Source organism: Bacillus cereus group sp. MG1 (assembly GCF_040460035.1).
Classification (GTDB): Bacteria; Bacillota; Bacilli; order Bacillales; family Bacillaceae_G; genus Bacillus_A; species Bacillus_A cereus.
The window spans coordinates 3,994,056-4,015,767 of sequence record NZ_JARVGY010000001.1; the positions used below are offsets into that span (position 1 = coordinate 3,994,056).

Consider the following 21,712-nt stretch of genomic DNA (forward strand, 5'->3'; position numbering starts at 1 on the left):
GTTTCCCAACACTCTGTAAAAAACAGCTGTTATACAGCTGTTTTTTTATTTCTTAAGCCGATTCTTCGTTTGTAACCGCATTCAAATTTGCTTCTGGATGCCAAATATAAAAATCTCCATCAGTTACTGATACGGGGTTGAAATTTAATTTATCCCAAAAACCAGCTGAATGAATACGTGCTATCGTTTTAATAGGAAATTGCATTTGTTTCGCATGATTTACAAGCATTTGCCCGAATCCTTGTTTTTGAAAAGTTGGTAATACTTCAAGTTTATAAAGTTCTAGGTAGGGACCTGTAATTTCGAATGGTTCTCCGCCGTTTCTTTTCATATATAGACTCATACGTGCGATTAGTGATCCGCCATAATAAATACCGTAAAATGGAGATTCACTGTCGTTTTCAATAATGTTTGCTTGTAATTCTTCCAGCATAGATAGTTCCTGGGCTCCGCACCCTTTAAATTTTTTGAATTCATCTAACGTTTTATAATTGATGAGCAAGCGCTCAACTTTTGGGAATCCCATTACATCACATCCTTTTCTTGTCTCGTTGAATGCAGAAAAGTAAAAATATTTATAATAATAGTATAACTCATTTTTTTATTTTTATGAAGAAGATAGTATATTTCTTTTTTTATTTTTTTGAGGATTTGCTAAACTAAGAGTAGAAGCGTATTAATAGGTGGTACATACATAGTGAAAAATGAGAGTATATTTGTTGGGCAGAGGACAGCGGAATTATAGGGCGTGCTCAGGTGCTTTAAAAAGATATAAAGGGGGGAAGGCAAGGGCACTTAGTGTGAATTCCTTGTGTGAAAATGAAAATTGGAATTGTCGGACCAGGTGCTATTGGTCTATTGTATACATTTTATTTACAAAAAAATAACCAAGATGTTACGTTGTTTACAAGAACAGCTAAGCAAGCTGAAGAATTAAATGAAACAGGTGTAACTTGTATTAGAGATGGAAGATGTGAAAAAGTATATCCATCTGTTTTACCGATAGAAAGTATGGTAGCGCAAAATTTAGATTATATATTTATTGCTGTGAAGCAATATCATATAGATGACGTACTACCGTTTGTGGAAGGGGCATCATCATTAATCTTTTTGCAAAACGGAATGTCGCATCTTCAAAAGATGCTGAACATAGGGAGTAAAAATATAGCTGTTGGTATTGTAGAACATGGTGCGAAAAAAGAGGGAGGGCATATCGTTCATCATACTGGGATAGGGGTAACAAAATTTGGAGTGGTTTGTGGTCAATCTATACATTTTAAAAAAATATTCAATTATTTTCCTGTTGCTTATTTTCCAGTTCAAATAGAAACGGATTGGGAAGAGATTATGCATAAAAAATTAGTAGTAAATGTATGTATCAATCCGTTGACAGCACTATTGGGAGTTAAGAATGGTGAATTAATCACGAATCGTTTTTTTTATCAAATGATGGAGCAAGTGTTTCAGGAGGCAGCATTTCTTATTAGAGGAGAAAAAGAAATGGTATGGCAAATGGTACGAAATGTGTGTGAAGGAACGTCTCGTAATACATCTTCTATGCTAGCGGATGTAAGAGCGAGTAGAAAGACGGAAATTAATGCGATTGTTGGATATGTATTAGAAGAAGCTAAGAAACAGCAACGACCAGTTCCGACACTTCAATTTTTGTTCGATGCAATAAAAGGTTTAGAAACAAGAGTATAAGTGTTATTCTTTGCTTTTACGTGAAACATTGACTACAATGTGGATTGGTGAGAGAACTGGATACGAAAGGAAGAATTATATGGAGATAAAAGAAATCTCTGTTCCGCAACAAGGTATTGTAGCGGACTATATGAACGGTAAAAAAGAGATACAGTCATGTTTTGATTATATGTTAACAGAAGATGCTTTTAAACAACGTTTACATGATTTGCGTGAAAGGGAGTTTTTCCGCCAAGATTTAGTAGCGCATTTATTAGAATATAATACAAAATTACAAGCGGGAGAATCTACACTTCAAAATGTAAAAGCGCTTGGAGATGAAAATACATATGTTGTTATAGCTGGACAACAAGCGGGGTTATTAACTGGACCGCTTTATACAATTCATAAAGTTATTTCAATTTTACAGCTTGCAAAGGAAAAGGAAGAAAGTTTAGGAGTTAAAGTTGTCCCTGTCTTCTGGATTGCGGGTGAAGACCATGATATGGATGAGATTAATCATACTTTTGTAGCGAAAAATAAAAAGATGAAAAAAACTATTTTTTATGACCGTAATCCGAAAAAGGCAAGTGCTTCTGAGTCTGAACTTTCTGTTGAAGATTGTAGAAATTGGATTGAAGAGATTTTTAAAACATACCCAGAAACAAATTTTACAAAAGATGTATTAAAATTTGTTGATGATGCTTTGAAAAAATCGAATACGTATGTAGATTTCTTTGCTCATCTTATTACGAAAATCTTTGCTAATTCTGGTTTAATCCTTGTTGATTCACATCATCCTGAATTAAGAAAGTTAGAAATTCCATTTTTCAAGCGAATTATAAGTAAGTATAAAGAGGTACAAGAGGGCCTTCGTAATCAGCAGGAAGTAATTAAAGAACTAGGATACAAACCGATTATTGAAACGAAGTCTCATGCAGTGCATATATTCATGGAAATAGATAATGAACGAGTATTGCTTGAAGAGCATCAAGGTAAGTTTGTTGGAAAGGATGGGGCGCATTCCTTTTCATACGAAGAGTTGATTGAAGAGATGGAGAGAAATCCGGCACGTTTTAGTAATAATGTTGTAACACGTCCTCTTATGCAAGAGTATGTATTTCCTACGCTCGCATTTATTGGAGGTCCAGGGGAATTAGCTTATTGGAGTGAATTACAGCAAGTATTCCATACTGTCGGTTTTCAAATGCCACCTGTCGTTCCTCGTCTTACAATTACTTATGTGGAGAGAGATATAGCGACAGATTTATTCGATCTGCAATTGAGAGAAATTGATCCGTTTTTAAATGATGTCGATAAACTGCGTGAAAACTGGTTGTTTAATCAAATAGAGGAACCGATTGATGATCATTTTGAAAAGGCGAAAAAAGAAATTGCCGATATTCATACATCTTTACAGCAATTTGTAAAGAAAATAGAGCCAGGGTTAGGTGCGTTTGCAGGGAAAAACGAATTGAAAATTAATGAACAAATTGAACTGTTGGAAAGAATGTTGAAAAGAAATGTTGAGAAAAAGTATGAGGTTCAGCTAAATAAATTCCGCCGTATACAATTCGCACTTCGTCCATTAGGTGCGCCGCAAGAACGTGTGTGGAATGTATGTTATTATTTAAATCAGTTTGGTTTGGATTTCGTTGATCGTGTAATGGAAAACCCTTTTTCTTGGGACGGAAAACATCATGTTATAAAACTATAAAATCTTGCTCTTTGGAGCAGGATTTTATTTTTATTCCGTTGAATTTACTGTGAAGTGATTTTTTTTCTGAATTATCAATCAAAAAAATGTTAGATATGGCAATTGTGTTGGATACTTAAATATATGACAAAATAGCACAAAATGTAAACGTATTATTCGCTTTTTCGACAGTTTTTTATTTAAATTCCCGCAAAAGATGATAAAATTTAGTATATAATAAAAGAAAATAGCGATTTGTATAGTATGTTGCCTTTGTTGGTAAGTTAAATGAGTCGTTCTTTCGTATTATTTCATTCTCTAAGCGTGAAATATGTGTTTAGAGGAAGGGATACATTCAACATAATTAATTGGAAAAAGAGTAGGTGCAACAATGTTTAAACACGTAACAGTGCTTTTAAAGGAAACAGTAGACGGCTTAGATATAAAGCCAGATGGTACATATGTAGATTGTACACTGGGGGGAGGAGGACATAGTTCTTATTTATTATCCCAATTAACTGAAGGTGGAAAATTAATAGCGTTTGATCAAGATGAGATAGCGATTCAAAACGCGAAAGAAAAGTTCTCTTCATACGGTGAACAGTTTATAACAGTAAAGAGTAACTTCCGTTATTTAGCTGAAAAACTGCAGGAAATAGGTATAACAGAAGTAGATGGTATTTTATTTGATTTAGGTGTTTCATCCCCACAATTAGATACACCAGAACGAGGCTTTAGTTATCATCATGATGCACCGCTAGATATGCGGATGGATCAAGATGCCCCATTAACAGCGTATGATGTTGTAAATAGCTGGTCATATGAACAACTTGTAAGGATTTTCTTCCAATACGGTGAAGAGAAATTTTCAAAACAAATTGCAAGAAAAATTGAAGCTTATCGTGAGAATAAAGCTATTGAAACGACAGGAGAATTAGTAGAGCTAATTAAAGAAGGTATTCCGGCTCCAGCTCGTAGAACGGGTGGGCATCCTGCTAAGCGAGTGTTTCAGGCAATTCGTATAGCTGTAAATGATGAATTAAAAGTATTTGAAGAAGCATTGGAATCTGCTATTGAGATGGTTAAGCCAGGTGGAAGAGTTAGTGTTATAACATTCCATTCATTAGAAGATCGTATTTGTAAAACAACGTTTAAGCGAAATAGTACAACGCCACAATTGCCGCCAGGATTACCGATTATTCCTGATGAATTTAAGCCGAAATTAAAGCTTATTACAAGAAAACCGATTTTACCTTCTGATATAGAGCTAGAAGAAAATAATCGTGCGCGTTCTGCGAAGTTGAGAATCGCTGAAAAACGATAAAAGGGAGAGAGAGGTATGACTAATTTAGCTGTAAAGTACAAACAACAAGCGCAAGAAGAGGTGCAAATTCAAACGCCCCCACAGCAGATGGCTAAGCCGAAGGTTAAAGCGAAAATTACAAGAATCGAAAAACTGTTGTATGTAGCGTTTATTGGCTTTTTATTGTATGCCTGTGTCGCGTTTATTGGAAATAAAGCAGGCCTTTATCAAGTTAATGTAGAAGCAGCGACGATAGAAGAAAAAATTGTACAGCAGCAAAAAGAAAATCAAGAATTACAAGCTGAAGTAGAGAAGTTAAGTCGCTATGAACGAATCGCTGAAGTTGCAAAAAAACACGGGCTAGAAATTAATGCGAATAATGTGAAAGGCCTCAAATAAGGCAATAGGTGTGAAGGAACGATGAAGAAGAATATGACTAAATTTCATACCAATAAGGGAGCAGGTTATTTTATGATATTTTTCCTCCTGCTCTTTTTGCTGTTATTAGCCCGATTTTTTTACATACAATCAACAGGAACAGTTCATAATCAGGATTTAGATGCACTTGCTAAACAAAAGCATAGTAAAAAAGGAGTTCTTGAAGCGAACCGAGGAACCATTTATGATCAAAACGGTCATGTGTTAGCGCAAGACGCAAACTCTTACAAAATGGTAGCTGCACTAAAAGGTGCTAACTCAGTTGAGAATAAAGAAGATACTGCAAAGAAAATTGCAGGAGTACTTGGAAAAGGCGAAGAGGATATTTTAGCTTCTTTAAATAAGGAAGGTAGAAGTCAAGTCGAATTTGGAACGTTAGGCAAGGATTTGACGAAAGAAAAGAAGGAACAAATAGAAGCGTTGAAGTTGCCGGGAATATCTTTTATTACAGAAAATGCAAGGGTGTATCCAAACGGTGATTTTGCATCTTACGTTATAGGTCATGCAAAACCAAATGAGAATGGAACCTCGGTAGGTCAATTTGGCATAGAGAAAAGCTTGGATAAATACTTAAGTGCCTCGAACGGAGAAGTAGCATATACAGGTGATCGTAAAGGTGTGTCCCTTGATGGGGGAAAAGTTAATGTAAAGGCACCTAAAAATGGAGATAACGCTTATTTAACAATCGATCAACGTGTCCAAAGTTATTTAGAAGACGCGATGAAAGCAGCAAGTAAGCAATATGAGCCAGAAAGTTTAATAGGGATTGTTGCAGATCCGAAAACTGGGAAAATATTAGCGATGTCTACTAAACCTAGTTATGACCCTAATGATCGTCAAATTAAATATTTCTTTAATGACGCAATTGCCAATGCATTTGAACCTGGATCAACAATGAAAATTTTCACGTTAGCGGCAGCTATTAATGAAGGTGTGTACAAAGGCCAAGATTATTATCAGTCCGGGACATATCAAGTCGGAAATAGGAAAATAAAAGATCATAACGGTGGTGCTGGTTGGGGCTCTATCACGTTTGATGAAGGGGTAGAGCGTTCTTCAAACGTAGCGTTTGCAATTTTAGGAGATCAAAAACTTGGTCCAGAACGTTTCCGAAAATATATTCATAGTTTTGGATTAGATGAAAAAACGAACATTGATTTATCAGGTGAAGGATCGAATACAATTTTATTTGATCAGCAAATACAACAAGTGACAACAGCTTTTGGACAAGGTTCCACTGTAACACCAATTCAGCTTGTACAAGCTGCAACGGCCATTGCAAATGATGGGAAAATGATGAAACCTTATGCAATTGATAAAATTGTAGATCCGATAACAGACAAAGTAAAATTAGAACATAAGCCAGAAGAAGTAGGAAAACCTGTTACAAAGGAAACAGCAGCGCAAGTAAGACAATTATTAGAACGTGTTGTTACATCTCCGAAAGGTACAGGGACAGCTTATAAAATTGATGGATATTCAGTTGGTGGTAAAACAGGTACAGCGCAAATTCCGGATGGAAAAGGCGGCTATATGACAGGGAGACAGAATTATATATTCTCATTCTTAGGTATGGCACCAATGGACGATCCACAACTTGTTGTGTATGTAGCTGTTAAACAGCCTAAATTAAAAGATGATGAGAACGGTGCACAACCGTTAGCTGATATTTTTAAATATGTAACAAAAAATAGTTTAGAGTATTTAAAGATTAAGCCAAATGAAGTTAAAGATCCGAAAAAACATCTGAAAGAACAACAAACTACTGTTCCGGATGTAAATGGTAAAACGATGGCTGAAGCGGGGAAAGCGATTGATAAAGCAAAACTTCGTCCAATCGTACTAGGTGAAGGGAAAGTACAGCAACAAGTACCAAAAGCGACTGAACAAACATTAAAAGGCGACCGAGTCTTCTTGGTAGGAGATAAGCCTACAATGCCAAATATACAAGGATGGGCACTGCGTGATGTTATGAATTTAGCGAAGACATTACAGCTTAACTTGAAACCTTCTGGTACAGGATACGTAACAGAACAAAGTGTGGCGGAAGGAACATTATTACAACCTGGTACAGAATTAGGTGTCACACTCGTACCGCCACTCGAACCACAGCAAGAAGCAGAAAAGCCGTAATGGTAAAAGAGAATAAGTTCTAATTAAATAAGTACAAGCATATATTGGAACAAGCTAGGCGTAAGGGAGGCTTGTTCCAATATGCGTGTATCAAATGTAACAGTTAGAAAACGACTTATTTTTATACTTATATCAGGTATACTTATTTTCACGATTATCGATATTCGTCTTGGATATGTGCAATTTTTTCTTGGGAATATGTTAACGGATCGTGCGAAAGATTCATGGAGTCGTAATATTACTTTTGAACCCGAACGTGGGAAAATTTTAGACCGAAATGGTGTGGAACTTGCCACGAATAAAAGTGCTCCAACTGTCTTTGTTGTACCGAGGCAAATTGAAAAACCAGCGGAGACTGCAGAGAAGTTAGCTGCAGTATTAGGTGTGGAAAAAGATGAGATTTATAAAAGGATTACAAAAAAAGAATCGATTGTAAGGTTAGATAAAGGCGGAAGGAAAATATCACATGACAAAGCGAAAGAAGTACGAGGATTAAGTCTGAAGGGCGTGTATATCGCAGAGGATTCTATCCGGTACTATCCGTTTGGAAACTTTTTATCACATGTATTAGGTTTTGCAGGTAGCGATAACCAAGGTCTTATGGGACTAGAAAAATATTATGATAAAGAGCTAAATGGGGACAAAGGTCATGTGCGTTTTTTTGCAGATGCGAAAGGACAAAGGATGCCTAATGTTGGTGATGATTTCAAAAAGCCAGAAGCCGGTTTAAATTTAGGATTAACAATCGATGCGCGTATTACAAGGATTATGGAAAGAGAAATGAATATTGCGGAGTCAACTTATAATCCTGACGGTATGATTGCGATTGCAATGAACCCTAAAAATGGTGAAGTTTTAGGGATGTCTAGTCGACCGAGTTTTGACCCAGCGGATTTTCAAAGTGTCTCTCCAGAAGTGTATAACAGAAATCTACCTGTATGGAGTACGTATGAGCCTGGTTCAACATTTAAGATCATTACATTAGCTGCAGCATTGAATGAAAATTTAGTAGACTTAGAGAAGGATACGTTTTATGATGATGGAGCAGCTGAAGTAGGTGGAGCTAGATTGAAATGCTGGAAAGCAGGAGGTCATGGCAGTCAAACGTTTTTAGAAGTCGTTCAAAACTCATGTAACCCGGGATTTATTGAACTTGGTGATCGCCTTGGTAAAGACCGATTATTTAAATACATTCGTAATTTTGGTTTTGGGCAGAAGACTGGAATTGACTTGCAAGGTGAAGGCAGTGGGATTTTATTTAATTTAGATAAAGTTGGTCCAGTAGAGCAAGCAACAACTTCATTCGGCCAAGGAGTTTCTGTTACGCCGATTCAACAAGTAGCAGCTGTAGCGGCGGCTGTAAATGGTGGAACATTGTATCAGCCGTATATAGCTAAGGAGTTTATTGATCCGAAAAATAATCAAGTTGTTAGTAAAAAGACACCTGTTGAGAAAAGAAAAGTTATTTCCAAGGAAACTTCAGAAAAAGTTCGTTATGCATTAGAGAATGTTGTAGCGAAAGGTTCTGGTAAAGGTGCTTATATTGATGGATATCGCGTAGGTGGAAAAACGGGTACTGCTCAAAAGGTGAAGGATGGTAAATATTTAGAGAATAATTATATAGTATCTTTTATCGGATTTGCTCCAGCGGATGATCCAGAGATTGTTGTGTATGTAGCTGTTGATAATCCAAAAGGGGTTACACAGTTTGGTGGAGTGGTAGCAGCTCCGATTGTCGGGAATATCCTTCGAGATGCGCTTCCTGTTATGGGAGTGAAACCGAGAAAAGAACAAGTTGAGAAAGAATATAAATGGGGCGATACACCAACTGTGGAAGTTCCGAATTTAATTGGAATGAAAAAGAAAGACTTACAAACACAACTCGTCGATTTGAAGCTTGATATAAGTGGAGATGGAGAGAAAGTAATTAAACAATCACCAGAAGCGGGAGCTAAAGTAAAAGAAGGCTCAAAAATTAGAATTTACTTCGGGAATTAAAGGTAACATAGTACGTTTTATGGTACAATTGGTGGAAGTGAGTTCTTTATAGAACAGTTACTTAATTTGAGACAGTAAGTGTCTCATTCATAAATAGGTCAGTAGCACTTACCTCCTTATATAGGAGGTAATGTGTTGCTTACTGAAAAAAGATAAATAAACAATGTAGAGAGGGTTTAGTGAAATGAAGTTGCATACACTTGTATCATGTTTGCATGATTTTCCAGTTGTTCCAAAAGAAAATCCAGAAATCACATCTATAGAAGCTGATTCACGTAAAGTGAAAGAGGGAAGCTTATTTGTATGTATGAAAGGATATACGGTTGATAGCCATGATTTTGCTAAGCAAGCAGCGGCACAAGGAGCGGCTGCTATTGTTGCGGAAAGACCAATTGATGTTGACGTTCCAGTTGTACTTGTGAAAAATACTTTTCGTTCGTTAGCGGTTTTAGCTGATTATTTTTATGGTCAACCGACACACAAGTTACATTTAATCGGAATTACAGGTACAAATGGAAAGACAACAACATCGCATATTATGGATGAGATTATGCGAGCACATGGTCATAAAACAGGGCTAATTGGAACGATTAATATGAAAATCGGTGATGAAACATTTGAGGTGAAAAATACAACACCAGATGCACTAACACTTCAACAGACGTTTTCAAAAATGGTTGAACAAGGTGTGGACAGCACGGTAATGGAAGTTTCGTCACATGCGTTAGATCTTGGTCGTGTACACGGATGTGATTACGATGTAGCGGTGTTTACGAATTTAACACAAGATCATTTAGACTATCATAAAACGATGGAAGAATATAAACATGCAAAAGGGTTACTATTTGCACAGCTTGGCAATAGTTATAATCATAATCGTGAAAAGTACGCTGTGCTGAATAGCGATGATAATGTAACAGAAGAGTATATGAGAAGTACTGCAGCAACAGTTGTAACATATGGTATTGATACAACAAGTGACATTATGGCAAAAAATATCGTTATGACGAGTGGCGGGACTACATTTACGCTTGTCACACCATATGAAAGTGTAAATGTTACGATGAAATTAATAGGTAAATTTAATGTATATAACGTACTTGCAGCAACAGCAGCAGGACTTGTTTCGGGTGTGAAATTAGAAACAATCATTGCTGTTATAAAAGAACTAGCTGGGGTTCCAGGGCGTTTTGAAGTTGTTGATGGAGGACAAAATTATACAGTTATTGTTGATTACGCACATACGCCGGATAGTTTAGAAAATGTATTAAAAACTGCAAAACAATTTGCAAAAGGTGATGTGTATTGTATCGTTGGTTGTGGCGGCGATAGGGACCGAACGAAGAGACCGATAATGGCAAGTGTTGCAACAAAATATGCAACTCATGCAATTTACACATCAGATAATCCAAGAAGTGAAGATCCAGCGGCTATTTTAGATGATATGGTACATGGTGCAAGTGGGAAAAATTATGAAGTGATTATTGATAGAAAAGAAGCGATACACCATGCAATCACTAAAGCGAAAGCAGATGATATCATTATTATTGCTGGTAAGGGTCATGAAACGTATCAAATTATTGGTAAAGAAGTTCATCATTTTGATGATCGTGAAGTTGCTAAAGAAGCAATTAAAGGGCGTTTAAGCAACGAAGAGTAACAACGTGAGAGGAGGACTACATGTGCTTGAGCAAGGTTTATTAGTAACGGCTGGGGTAGCATTCTTAATTTCTGTTGCCCTTTCGCCATTGTTTATTCCATTTTTAAGAAAATTAAAGTTCGGACAGAGTATTCGTGATGAGGGACCAAAGTCACATCAAAAAAAATCAGGGACACCGACAATGGGTGGTATCGTCATATACGTATCTATGATGGTAACTTCACTTATTATGGCGATTAAGTTTAATTATTTAGGTGCAGAGGTTTCGTTATTACTATTAGTGACGTTTGGTTACGGCTTGATTGGATTTTTAGATGACTACATAAAGGTGGTTAAGAAGAGAAATCTTGGTTTAACATCAAAGCAAAAATTAGTAGGTCAGCTTGTTATTGCTATTGCATTCTTTTTAATTGGAAAAGGGCAAGCGTTCCACACATACATCATGATTCCGGGAACGGATGTTAAGTTTGAATTAGGTTGGGCGTATTTCGTACTTGTACTATTTATGCTTATTGGTGGATCAAATGCAGTTAACTTAACTGACGGTTTAGATGGTTTATTATCAGGAACAGCTGCTATTGCATTTGGAGCATTTAGTATTATTGCTGTGGCACAAGAGCAATTTGGAGTGGCGATATTCTGTATGGCAGTTGTAGGAGCTGTACTTGGATTTTTAGTATTCAATGCGAATCCAGCAAAAGTGTTTATGGGAGATACAGGTTCATTAGCTTTAGGTGGAGCCATTGCAGCTGTAGCGATTTTATTAAAACAAGAATTGCTACTTGTAATTATCGGCGGAGTATTCGTAATGGAAACTTTATCGGTTATCATTCAGGTCATTTCATTTAAAACAACAGGAAAACGTGTCTTTAAAATGAGTCCATTACACCATCATTATGAATTATGTGGTTGGTCAGAGTGGCGTGTTGTTGTGACGTTTTGGTCTGCAGGATTTTTATTAGCTGTGTTAGGAATTTATATCGGGGTGTGGATGTAATTGAAAACTGTAACTGAATTTCAAAATAAGAATATTCTTGTATTAGGCATTGCAAAAAGTGGTTATGCAGCAGCTACATTGTTACAAAAGTTAGGGGCAAATGTTATTGTAAATGACGGAAAGCCTTTAGCAGAGAATGTACTTGCTGCAGAATTACAAGCAAAAGGAATGGACGTTGTATGCGGTGGTCATCCTTTAGAATTATTAGAGAGAAATATTTCTCTTGTAGTAAAAAATCCAGGAATCCCGTATTCTAATCCAATATTAGTTGCTGCGAAAGAAAAGCAAATTCCGATTGTTACGGAAGTTGAATTAGCATATCGTATTTCAGAAGCACCATTTGTTGGGATTACGGGGTCTAACGGTAAAACGACGACGACAATGCTGACATTTGAAATGCTAAAAGAAGGACAAAAGCATCCTGTAATTGCAGGGAACATTGGCACTGTAGCGTGTGAAGTAGCACAGGATGCAAAAGAAAATGAAGTTGTAGTTACAGAACTTTCATCATTTCAATTGATGGGAGTAGAATTGTTCCAACCTAAAATTGCTGCGTTTTTAAATTTATTTGAGGCCCACTTAGATTATCATGGGACGAAGAAAGAATATGGTTTAGCGAAAGCAAATATTTTTAAAAACCAAACAGAAAATGATTATAGTGTAATAAATGCAGATGATGCAGATGTGATGGCTTTGTCTGCGTATTCTAAAGGTCAAAAAATCCTGTTTTCGACAACGAAAGAAATTGAAGATGGCGCGTGTATAAAAGATAACGCTCTTTATTTCAAAGGTGAAAAAGTTGTTGAAGTAAGCGATATCGTTTTACCTGGTCAACATAATTTAGAAAATATTTTAGCTGCGATGAGTATTGCGAAATTATTAGGTACTTCTAATGAAGCAATTACGGTCGTGTTAAAACGTTTTACGGGTGTAAAACATCGTTTAGAATATGTAACAACGATTAACAACCGTAAGTTTTATAATGATTCAAAAGCAACGAATATGTTAGCGACTGAGAAAGCACTATCTGCGTTTACACAACCGATTGTGTTACTAGCAGGTGGGCTTGATCGCGGAAATGAATTCGATGATTTAATTCCGTATTTCAAAAATGTAAAAGCGATTGTAACATTTGGACAAACAGCTCCTAAACTAGTAAGAGCGGCAGAAAAAGCGGGATTAGATATAATTGAAAGTGTCGATACTTTAGATGAAGCAGTGGTGAAAGCTTATGCTCATTCTAAAGATGGCGATGTCGTTCTTCTTTCTCCAGCGTGTGCAAGCTGGGATCAATTTAAAACATTTGAAGAAAGAGGAGACATTTTTATACAAGCTGTGCATAAACTTATATAAAGTAAATCAAAACATCAGTAGGCTAACACCTACTGATGTTTTGTTACATAGGGCAAAAGTTTCTGCCTAAAGAGGTGGTGTTTGTGGGTAATGAAGAAAACGCCTGATTTTATTCTCATCATCGTAACACTTTCATTGTTGACAATCGGAATGATTATGGTTTATAGTGCGAGTGCAGTTTGGGCCTCTTATAAAATGGGGGACTCATTCTTTTTTGCAAAAAGACAATTACTGTTTGCGGGTCTTGGTGTAGTAGCTATGTTTTTTATTATGAAAATTGATTATTGGGTGTGGCGTACGTATTCAAAAGTGATTTTGCTAGTTTGCTTCATTCTTCTTATTCTCGTTCTTATTCCTGGAGTAGGTCTTGTTCGAGGAGGAGCACGAAGTTGGATTGGAATCGGAGCATTTTCGATTCAACCGTCAGAATTTATGAAGTTTGCGATGATTATTTTCTTGGCAAAGTTTTTAGCAGAACGGCAAAAATTGATTACATCTTTTAAACGTGGTTTATTACCGGCCCTTAGTTTTGTGTTTCTTGCTTTTGGGATGATTATGTTACAGCCAGACCTTGGGACAGGAACGGTAATGGTTGGGACATGTATCATTATGATATTCATTTCGGGAGCGAGGGTCTTTCACTTTGCAATGTTTGGTTTGATTGGTGTAGCAGGATTTGTAGGGTTAATTGCATCAGCACCGTATCGAATGAAACGCATTACATCATATTTAGATCCGTGGTCAGATCCGCTCGGGAGTGGATTTCAAATTATCCAATCATTACTTGCAATTGGACCTGGTGGATTATTTGGGCTTGGACTTGGACAAAGTAGACAAAAATTTCTTTATTTACCTGAACCACAAACTGACTTTATATTTGCGATCTTATCCGAGGAATTAGGTTTTATTGGTGGTTCATTTGTGTTATTATTATTTAGTCTATTATTATGGCGCGGGATTCGTATCGCATTAGGAGCGCCAGATTTATATGGTACGTTTTTAGCAGTAGGTATTGTGGCGATGATTGCGATTCAAGTAATGATTAATGTTGGTGTTGTAACAGGACTGATGCCTGTTACGGGTATTACCTTGCCGTTTTTAAGTTATGGTGGATCAAGTTTGACATTAATGTTAATGGCAGTAGGTGTATTATTAAATATAAGTCGCCATTCTCGCTACTAAACCCTGTTTATAAGACAGGGTTTTTCGTATGTGTGTAAAAATGCAATATGTATATAGAAATAAGTATAATGGAAATAAGAAAAGAGAAGCGGAGGAGTTAGTAGTGCGTGTATTAGTGAGTGGTGGGGGTACTGGTGGTCATATTTATCCAGCTCTTGCTTTAATTAGAGAAATAAAAAAGTTAAATCCAGAAGCGAGATTTTTATATATTGGTACGGAAAATGGACTAGAGAGTACAATCGTTCCAAAAGCAGGTATACCATTTCAATCTATTGTTATAAGTGGATTTAAACGAAAAATATCATTAGATAATGTGAAAACAGTAATGCGTTTTCTAAAAGGTGTACAGGATAGTAAACGATACATTCGTCGTTTTAATCCGGATATCGTAATTGGAACGGGTGGATATGTATGTGGACCAGTTGTATACGCTGCAGCCAAATTAGGTATTCCAACTATTGTACATGAACAAAATAGTGTACCAGGTGTAACGAACAAGTTTTTAAGCCGTTATGTTGATAAAGTTGCTGTTTGTTTTGAAGCAGCTATAGAGCATTTTCCAGAGTCAAAAGTGGTAATGACAGGTAATCCACGAGCATCAGAGGTAATGGATCAAAATGGAATGAAGGGGAAACGTTCAGTTGGGCTTTCTCTTCCTAAAAAGTCTGTACTTATATTTGGTGGAAGTCGTGGGGCTAGACCGATTAACGATGCCTTCGTTGAAGCAATTGAACAGTTTGGGAACAAAAGCTACGAAATACTATATGTAACGGGTGAAGTACATTATGATAAAGTGATGGAAGCCGTGAAGCAAAAAGGGAACCCAAGCAATGTTATTATTAAGCCGTTCATTCATAATATGCCAGAGGTACTAACTGGTGTAGACCTTGTTGTTTCAAGGGCTGGGGCAACAACACTTGCAGAATTAACAGCGTTAGGAAAACCAAGTGTGTTAATACCGAGTCCGTATGTAACAAATAATCATCAGGAAAAGAATGCACGTTCAGTTGTTGATAAAGGAGCGGCAAAAATGTTACTTGAAAAAGATTTAACAGCTGAAACGCTTATTCGTGATATTGATGAGATTTTATTGAATGCACAAACATTACAAAATATGAAGCTAGCGGCTAAGCAACTAGGTATTCCAGATGCAGCAAATAAGCTGTATGAAGTAATGAATAAGCTTGTAAAAAAATAAAGTGAGGCTTTAATTAGTGGGGAGTGATTCTCTCTCGTTGATTATTATCTTTCACTAATCGGATGTTTACTGACATCCTGATTCCGCCTAATTTCTTTGTTATCGCCGAATTTTGATTTAGGAGCTGTACTGCCCGTAAATAGAGGGATAACGTTAGGTGAACGCCCTGCATATTATTGTCATAAGGAGACTTAATATGGGGGAGATTGTCTATGGAACAATTAGTAAATGAGCTTATAGAAGCAGACGTTGGTCGTGTTTTAGTTAACGAGCCGTTAGCACGTTATACAACTATGAAAATAGGTGGACCAGCGGATATTTTAATTGTGCCAAAGCATGTAGCCGGTATTGAAAAAACATTACAGTTAGTAAAGCAATACAAAACGAAGTGGACTGTAATTGGTCGCGGTTCAAACCTTCTTGTATCTGATCAAGGCATAGAAGGTGTTGTTATTCGTTTAGGAGAAGGATTAGATCACTTAGAGGTCGAAAAACATAAGGTAAGAGTTGGTAGTGGATATCCTCTTATTAAATTGTCAACTTTACTTAGTCGTCAAGGGTTAGCTGGATTGGAGTTTGCGAGCGGTATTCCAGGAAGTGTCGGTGGTGCAGTATATATGAATGCAGGTGCACATAAATCGGATATATCGAGTGTATTATCGAAGGCTCTCATTCTGTTTGAAGACGGTACAATTGCCTGGTTAACGAATAAAGAACTGGAGTTTTCTTATCGGTCATCTGTATTGCAAACGAAACGTCCTGGTATTGTTTTAGAGGCGGAGTTTCAATTACAGGCGGGAAAACGTGAAGAAATTGTACGTAGCATGCAAAATAATAAAGACTACCGCCGTGAAACGCAACCATGGAATCATCCGTGTGCAGGAAGTATATTTCGGAATCCAATCCCACATTTTGCAGGAGATTTAGTAGAAAAAGCAGGGCTTCGTGGTTATAGGATTGGTGGAGCTCAAATTTCTGAAATGCATGGCAATTTTATTGTTAATACCGGGGGAGCTTCAGCGCAAGATGTAATGTCTTTAATTGAATTAATAAAACATACAATTAAGGATAAATTTGATGTAGATATGCACACAGAAGTAGAAATCATTGGAAGATAACGGTTATTCGTTCCGCTCATTATCATTTATGTTATAATAAGAAGATAAGAACGGCATGAGGAACATGCCGTTCTTTATGTTACATAGGGGGATCGTACATGAATAATAGTAAAGTGATTAAACTACAAGATCGTGTACCAAAATTGAAAAATCAAAAGAAAAAAAACAAAAAAAATGTTAATCATCGATTGATTTTATACATATCAATTTTATTTTTATTAGTGCTCTTTTTAATTTATTTTCGGTCTCCGCTTAGTAATATAAAAAAGATTAGTGTGTTTGGAAATCACTATATGACGGATGAGCAAGTAATGAAGGATTCAGGCGTGACATATGATACAAGTTATTTCCGAGTGACAGCACATAAAGCTGAAGAAAACTTAACGAAGCGAAAAGAAATTAAAGCAGTAAATGTAAAAAAACGTTTTCCAAACAAGATTGATATTCATATCGAAGAATATTTAACGATTGGTTATATAAATAAAGAGGGAAAACTACAACCGTTATTAGAAAATGGAAAAACGCTTGATGTACTACCTAATGGAAAACTTCCTGTTGCAGCACCGATTTTCGAACCTTTTAAAGAAGAGAAAATGAAGGAGTTAATCGCTGAACTAGAAAAATTAACACCAGCTATTTTAAAATCTATTTCGGAGATTCGCTATTCACCAACAAATGCGAATGAAGATCATCTTACTTTATATATGAATGAAGGTTATGAAGTGAGCACTACGATTCAAAATTTCGCAAAACGTATGGAAGCCTATCCACTTATTTTAAAAACAATTGAGCCAGGTAAGAAGGTATTAATTGACTTAGAAGTAGGTGCATATACGAAAGAATTAGGTGCGGAAGACAAAAAAGAATAGAATGGTAGTTTTCGTTGCTTATAGCAGAAAAAACGAAACGAATGTTCTATTATATGTATACGAATTTAGAAGAATGGTTCATTTGATGAAAAATATGTAAAAATTCTTAGATTCATACTAGTATTGGTACAAGTTTCACTTTTCTATGAGTACATCTTAGTGTAGACTTATACTTGGCGGTAAACTTTACACTGGAAATAGAATTATTTCAAGATAAGCAGTTATTCATAGTTTACTGCGATATTCTTAATTGAATGCTAAATAAAAATAAGAAAAATATAGGGTTAAAAAAGGGAAACGTATAAAGACGTTGAATATTTTTCTTATAAATAGTAAAGTTGCGATTGTTGTTCCATATATTGAGTTGTATGGTATAAATAAAGAAGGAGGTGCCAAAGAATGAACAGCAATGAAATATATGTTAGTCTTGACATCGGTACATCCAATGTTAAAGTCATCATTGGTGAAATGGTTAATGACAGCTTAAACATTATTGGTGTTGGAAATGTAAAATCAAATGGTTTAAAGAAGGGATCGATAGTTGATATAGACGAGACTGTTCGATCAATTAAAAAAGCAATTGAACAAGCTGAGCGCATGGTGGGAATCCACATTGAGCAAGTTGTAGTAGGTGTCAATGCAAACCAGGTACAGCTACTTCCTTGTCACGGAGTAGTCGCTGTTTCAAATGAAGATCGTGAAATCGGGAATGAAGATGTCTTACGCGTTCTAGATGCAGCACAAGTTGTGTCAATTGCTCCAGAGCGTGAGTTTATTGATGTGGTACCTCGACAGTTCATCGTAGACGGTCTTGACGAGATTAACGATCCACGCGGGATGATCGGTGTAAGATTAGAAATGGAAGGTACACTTATTACAGGCTCGAGAACTTTACTACATAACCTACTTCGTTGTGTAGAAAAAGCAGGTCTTGAAATTGTTGATATTTGTCTTCAACCTTTAGCGGCTGCAACAGTTGCTATATCTTCAGATGAAAAAAATAGAGGAGTAGCCCTTGTTGATATGGGGGGAGGATCTACAACTTTATCTATTTTTAAAGATGGAGAGTTACAAGCGACGAGCGTATTACCATTAGGTGGAGACCATATAACGAAAGATATTGCGATTGGGTTGAAAACTTCAACAGAAAATGCAGATCAAATTAAGTTGAAATATGGACATGCTTTTTATGATACAGCATCTGAAGAAGAGATGTTTACGGTTCCTATTATGGGAAGTGATCAAACAGAACAATATTCTCAGTTGGAATTATCGGATATAATAGAGGCTCGTGTAGAGGAAATTTTAATGTTTGTTCAAGATGAAGTGCGTAAGTTAGGAGTAAAGCAAGTGGCTTCTGGTTATGTACTAACTGGCGGAATTGCTTCTATGCCAGGTGTTCTTGATCTTGCATATGATATTTTACATGAAAATGTTCGTGTAGCAACTCCTGATTATATTGGTGTGCGTGAGCCCCAATATACAAGTGGAGTTGGATTAATTAAACATTCTTATCAAAAAGCTAAATTACGTGGGAAAAATGTGCAGGAAAAGCAAGAGCATTTTGAACCAGTACCAGCACCAGCACCAGCACCAACGCCGGTACAACAGCAACCCGCGAAACAAAAAACTCGTAATCAAAACAATAATAATCAAAATGATGACCGCATGATGTCAAAAGTAAAACGTGTATTCCGTTATTTATGGGATTAAAATTGGACACGAAAAATGAGGTTCTAGGGGGATTTCGACATGTTAGAGTTTGATACTACTCAAGATCAATTAGCGAATATAAAAGTTATCGGTGTCGGCGGTGGCGGAAACAATGCTGTAAACCGTATGATTGAACACGGTGTACAAGGTGTAGACTTTATCGCTGTGAACACTGATGCACAAGCATTAAATCTATCAAAAGCTGAAACAAAAATGCAAATTGGTGGAAAATTAACGCGTGGACTTGGTGCAGGCGCAAACCCTGAAGTAGGGAAAAAAGCTGCAGAAGAAAGTAAAGAACAGATCCAAGAAGCACTTCGTGGTGCGGATATGGTCTTCGTAACTGCCGGTATGGGCGGTGGAACTGGAACTGGTGCAGCTCCAGTTGTTGCTCAAGTTGCAAAAGAATTAGGTGCTTTAACAGTTGGTGTTGTAACACGTCCATTTACTTTTGAAGGACGTAAGCGTGCGACGCAAGCAGCATCTGGTATTGCAGCATTTAAAGAAAATGTAGATACTCTTATTGTAATTCCAAACGATCGCTTATTAGAGATTGTTGATAAAAATACGCCAATGTTAGAAGCATTCCGTGAAGCTGATAACGTATTACGTCAAGGTGTTCAAGGTATTTCGGATTTAATTGCAACGCCAGGTTTAATTAACTTAGACTTTGCAGACGTAAAGACAATTATGTCTAATAGAGGTTCTGCTTTAATGGGTATTGGTTCTGGTAACGGGGAAAATCGTGCTGCAGAAGCTGCGAAAAAAGCGATTTCTAGTCCATTACTAGAAACATCTATTGATGGAGCTCAAGGTGTTATCATGAACATTACGGGTGGCGCTAACTTAAGCTTATATGAAGTACAAGAAGCGGCAGATATCGTAGCTTCAGCTTCAGATCCAGAAGTAAATATGATCTTCGGTTCTGTTATTAACGAAGGATTAAAAGATGATATCGTTGTAACTGTAATTGCAACTGGTTTTGATGATAGCATTGCAACTCAACCACCAAAACCAATTATTCGCCCGAATGCGAACCACACGCAACAACAGCAACAACCAGTAGCTCAACCTTCAAAACAACGTGAAGTAAAACGTGAAATGAAGCGTGAAGAGCCAGTTGTACATGAGCGTCATTCAGATTCAGATGATATCGATATTCCAGCATTTTTACGTAACCGTCGTAGACGATAAAAAAAGGAGCTTTCATGCTCCTTTTTTGTTTTTTAAATGGAAAAGACCTGCTAAGCAGGTCTTTTTTTTATTTGGTATATTTTGTTGGTGAAAATAAGAGTATATCATTCTATGAATTTGTACTTTTATTTTTTACCGACAGATTATGTCTAGAAATCACAAAATAACAAAAAAACACCTCCGCAAATTGACACACTTTCCTATTGGATATGCATTATACTAGTCTCAACTTGAAAAAAGAGGTGAATTGTTTGGTTGTTTACGCCGACGTTGTTTGGTTGTTAAACGCCTGCATTGATTTTCTTTTGCTTTTATTAACAGCTACCGTGTTAAAAAAGAAAATCAAAAAATGGAGGCTTGTGTTAGGGGCATTTATAGGTTCAACTATTGTTATTTTTGCCTTTACTCCTTTTGCTTCTATGATGACACATCCAATTATGAAACTACTGTACTCGTTACTTATTGTGTATACAGCATTTGGGTTTACAACATTTAGAAATTATGCACAAACTGTTTTTACTTTTTACTTTGTAACCTTTATGGTTGGCGGAGGATTAATTGGAACTCATTTCTTTTTGCAAACGAATGAAATGGTAAATGGATTGGTTCAATCTCAGTCAATTTCTTACGGTGATCCAATTAGTTGGTTATTTGTTATTTTTGGTTTTCCAGTAATTTATTATTTTTCTAAAAAGCGTATTGAAAGCGTAGAGGTCACGAAAATACACTATGATCAAATTGTGAAAGTAAAAATTCAATTAGCAGAAGAAGAACTAGAACTGGCAGGTCTTATTGACAGTGGGAACCAACTTTATGACCCATTAACAAAAACACCCGTTATGATTATGCATGTTTCATCATTAGAACATTGCTTACCATCTTGGTTAACAGAACAAATTTATTCCAAAACAGAAATTCCTCAAATACCAGAAAATGATTCTGGTTGGGCGACAAAATTACGCTTAATTCCTTTCCGTGCAGTAGGGGTAGAGAGTCAATTTTTGTGGGCAATTAAGCCTGACAGTGTGCAAGTTGACCATGAAGGTAGTTCTATTGTTGTAAACAAAGTATTAATTGGATTAAATACACAACAGCTTTCTACTAATGGGGAGTATCAATGTATTGTGCATCCAAAAATGTTGATTTCACAAAAAATGGTAATTGCTTAATAATGAGA

Annotated in this window: 17 protein-coding genes; 16 read left to right on the forward strand and 1 reads right to left on the reverse strand. The window is 36.4% G+C overall.

Translation table 11 applies throughout. From position 1 onward, the window contains the following. Positions 1-52: 52 nt before the first annotated feature. On the reverse strand, positions 53-526 hold the full coding sequence (locus tag QCI79_RS21190) for an N-acetyltransferase (protein WP_000506692.1): 474 nt from the start codon (positions 524-526) through the stop codon (positions 53-55). Between the two features lie 293 nt (positions 527-819). On the opposite strand from QCI79_RS21190, the gene panE reads away from it, so the two are divergent. The 16 genes from panE to spoIIGA all read left to right on the forward strand — a co-directional run bounded on the left by panE (position 820) and on the right by spoIIGA (position 21,704). Next, the gene (gene panE / locus QCI79_RS21195) at positions 820-1,704 is read left to right on the forward strand and encodes a 2-dehydropantoate 2-reductase (protein ID WP_031303168.1); all 885 of its coding nucleotides are present in this window, start codon (positions 820-822) and stop codon (positions 1,702-1,704) included. Positions 1,705-1,783: 79 nt separating this feature from the next. Beyond that, complete coding sequence (bshC, locus tag QCI79_RS21200; RefSeq protein WP_000403026.1) at positions 1,784-3,400, forward strand: bacillithiol biosynthesis cysteine-adding enzyme BshC; 1,617 nt, start codon at positions 1,784-1,786, stop codon at positions 3,398-3,400. A 370-nt stretch (positions 3,401-3,770) separates the two neighbouring features. Further along, on the forward strand, positions 3,771-4,703 hold the full coding sequence (gene rsmH / locus QCI79_RS21205) for a 16S rRNA (cytosine(1402)-N(4))-methyltransferase RsmH (protein WP_000472508.1): 933 nt from the start codon (positions 3,771-3,773) through the stop codon (positions 4,701-4,703). A 15-nt stretch (positions 4,704-4,718) separates the two neighbouring features. Then, positions 4,719-5,081: a cell division protein FtsL gene (gene ftsL / locus QCI79_RS21210; protein WP_000182804.1), complete on the forward strand. Its 363-nt coding sequence runs from the start codon at positions 4,719-4,721 to the stop codon at positions 5,079-5,081. A gap of 21 nt (positions 5,082-5,102) precedes the next feature. Then, positions 5,103-7,253, forward strand: coding sequence for a penicillin-binding protein (locus QCI79_RS21215; protein ID WP_000739958.1), 2,151 nt, complete (start codon positions 5,103-5,105; stop codon positions 7,251-7,253). A gap of 81 nt (positions 7,254-7,334) precedes the next feature. Then, on the forward strand, positions 7,335-9,251 hold the full coding sequence (locus QCI79_RS21220) for a stage V sporulation protein D (protein WP_001266237.1): 1,917 nt from the start codon (positions 7,335-7,337) through the stop codon (positions 9,249-9,251). 184 nt (positions 9,252-9,435) lie between these two features. Next, entirely contained in the window at positions 9,436-10,911 is a 1,476-nt protein-coding gene (gene murE, locus QCI79_RS21225) for a UDP-N-acetylmuramoyl-L-alanyl-D-glutamate--2,6-diaminopimelate ligase (protein WP_000766316.1), read from the forward strand. Positions 10,912-10,933: 22 nt separating this feature from the next. Continuing rightward, the gene (gene mraY / locus QCI79_RS21230; RefSeq protein ID WP_000893060.1) at positions 10,934-11,908 is read left to right on the forward strand and encodes a phospho-N-acetylmuramoyl-pentapeptide-transferase; all 975 of its coding nucleotides are present in this window, start codon (positions 10,934-10,936) and stop codon (positions 11,906-11,908) included. Next, the gene (gene murD / locus QCI79_RS21235) at positions 11,909-13,261 is read left to right on the forward strand and encodes a UDP-N-acetylmuramoyl-L-alanine--D-glutamate ligase (RefSeq protein WP_000860116.1); all 1,353 of its coding nucleotides are present in this window, start codon (positions 11,909-11,911) and stop codon (positions 13,259-13,261) included. Positions 13,262-13,351: 90 nt separating this feature from the next. Then, the gene (gene spoVE / locus QCI79_RS21240) at positions 13,352-14,443 is read left to right on the forward strand and encodes a stage V sporulation protein E (protein WP_000753520.1); all 1,092 of its coding nucleotides are present in this window, start codon (positions 13,352-13,354) and stop codon (positions 14,441-14,443) included. Positions 14,444-14,546: 103 nt separating this feature from the next. Next, the gene (gene murG, locus QCI79_RS21245; RefSeq protein WP_021728036.1) at positions 14,547-15,641 is read left to right on the forward strand and encodes an undecaprenyldiphospho-muramoylpentapeptide beta-N-acetylglucosaminyltransferase; all 1,095 of its coding nucleotides are present in this window, start codon (positions 14,547-14,549) and stop codon (positions 15,639-15,641) included. 212 nt (positions 15,642-15,853) lie between these two features. Further along, a complete protein-coding gene (gene murB / locus QCI79_RS21250) occupies positions 15,854-16,759 on the forward strand; it encodes a UDP-N-acetylmuramate dehydrogenase (RefSeq protein WP_000437022.1) in 906 nt (301 codons plus the stop codon). A gap of 98 nt (positions 16,760-16,857) precedes the next feature. After that, positions 16,858-17,628: a cell division protein DivIB gene (gene divIB, locus QCI79_RS21255; protein ID WP_001065788.1), complete on the forward strand. Its 771-nt coding sequence runs from the start codon at positions 16,858-16,860 to the stop codon at positions 17,626-17,628. A 399-nt stretch (positions 17,629-18,027) separates the two neighbouring features. After that, complete coding sequence (gene ftsA, locus QCI79_RS21260) at positions 18,028-19,341, forward strand: cell division protein FtsA (protein WP_021728037.1); 1,314 nt, start codon at positions 18,028-18,030, stop codon at positions 19,339-19,341. A gap of 39 nt (positions 19,342-19,380) precedes the next feature. Continuing rightward, positions 19,381-20,535 (forward strand): cell division protein FtsZ, encoded by a 1,155-nt coding sequence (gene ftsZ / locus QCI79_RS21265; RefSeq protein WP_000888984.1) that lies wholly within the window; start codon positions 19,381-19,383, stop codon positions 20,533-20,535. Positions 20,536-20,786: 251 nt separating this feature from the next. Then, positions 20,787-21,704 carry a sigma-E processing peptidase SpoIIGA gene (gene spoIIGA / locus QCI79_RS21270; protein ID WP_000261970.1) on the forward strand — a complete coding sequence of 306 codons (918 nt, stop codon included), beginning with the start codon at positions 20,787-20,789 and terminating at the stop codon, positions 21,702-21,704. Positions 21,705-21,712 lie beyond the last annotated feature (8 nt).